General features: G+C 46.4%; 3 protein-coding genes. All 3 read left to right on the forward strand.

What is annotated here, in order from left to right; genetic code table 11:
• The first annotated feature begins 74 nt into the window (after nt 1-74).
• Nucleotides 75-644, forward strand: a complete 570-nt coding sequence (locus NXS07_RS20155) for a phage antirepressor N-terminal domain-containing protein (RefSeq protein WP_258087526.1) — start codon at nt 75-77, stop codon at nt 642-644.
• Nucleotides 645-686: 42 nt separating this feature from the next.
• The gene (locus NXS07_RS20160) at nt 687-1,115 is read left to right on the forward strand and encodes a DUF2570 family protein (RefSeq protein WP_258087527.1); all 429 of its coding nucleotides are present in this window, start codon (nt 687-689) and stop codon (nt 1,113-1,115) included.
• On the forward strand, nt 1,030-1,253 hold a 224-nt coding region (gene lysC / locus NXS07_RS22295), incomplete at its 3' end, for an Rz1-like lysis system protein LysC (RefSeq protein ID WP_438818397.1). The genes NXS07_RS20160 and lysC, both read left to right, overlap by 86 nt.

Below are 1,253 nucleotides of genomic sequence, written 5' to 3' on the forward strand. Positions count from 1 at the left end.
ATCGCTAGGTGGCGACCTTTCATGAGGCGATATTTCTACGTCAGCAGGCTCTTATTTCTATAGGAATACGCAATATGTATACAATCACAGTCCCTTTTTATGATGATGAGCTTTATGTTGTGGAACACAACAATGAGCCTTACGTGCCAATGAAACCCATTGTTGAAGGAATGGGGATGGACTGGAAAAGTCAGTTAACCAAGCTAAATCAACGGTTCAGTAAAGGTATGGTGGAAATCACCATACCCACAAAAGGCGGTTCGCAATCAATGGCTTGCCTTGCCCTCCGCAAACTTGCTGGCTGGCTAACAACTATTTACCCCAACAAAGTCAAACCTGAAATTAGGGATAAGGTGATCCGCTATCAGGACGAATGCGACGATGTGCTTTATGACTACTGGACAAAGGGTATAGCGGTTAATCCCCGCAAGCGTAGCGTGATGGAAGAACTGAATCAGGCCTGCGCTGACTTAAAAAGAGATAAGCAGCTAGCCAGTGTATTTGGTACGGGTCTTAACGAATGGAAGAAGGTTAGGCCTGAGCATGAAAGCAAGATAAATAAGCTGGTAGGGCAGGCTACGGATTTACTGCTGGATTTTGTTTTAGCTGAGACAGGCAAAGGCAAAACAACACGCACTCAATAAGGTGGGTGATATGAAAATGTCAGATACAACATTTGTTTTGATATGTACATTGATCGGCTGGGGCTGGTTTTTCTTAGCGGTGATGTTGCTATGAAGTTCAGCAGCCAGCACTTCACCCTCGGCGCTCTGGTGATTGTCTCTGGTCTGCTTTGGTTCTATTACAGTGAGTATCAGCGAAAGGACAAGGACTATACCGACCTGAACACGAAGCATAAGAATCAGCAGGCCATCACCGACAACGCCTTTCAGTCCATCAGGATCATCAATGATATCTCACGAATTAATAGCGAAAGCCGGGATCGGTCGGCCGTGGATTCTGAGCAAACCAAAACGGTCATCAAAACGGTTGTTGCCAATCATGATTGCGCCAATCGCCTTGTGCCTGATGGGGCTGTTATCCGGTTGCAGCAGCATACGAACCGAATACGTTCCGGTGCCACCGATACCTATTCCGGCACATCTGCTCGCTGATTGTCTGTCTCCGGTCATTCCCGACAAAATGACATGGAGTGACGGTCTCATACTGAATGAACAGTTACTGACGGTGATTGAGCAGTGCAATCTGGATAAGCAGGCAATACGGGAAATTGAACAACAGCGACAAATCAC

The organism is Xenorhabdus bovienii (genome assembly GCF_024721015.1).
GTDB lineage: Bacteria > Pseudomonadota > Gammaproteobacteria > Enterobacterales > Enterobacteriaceae > Xenorhabdus > Xenorhabdus bovienii.

Excerpts from the sequence above, each read along its gene's own strand:
- NXS07_RS20160 (WP_258087527.1), top strand. The coding sequence starts at position 687 with ATGTACATTGATCGGCTGGGGCTGGTTTTTCTTAGCGGTGATGTTGCT.
- NXS07_RS20155 (WP_258087526.1), top strand. The coding sequence starts at position 75 with ATGTATACAATCACAGTCCCTTTTTATGATGATGAGCTTTATGTTGTG.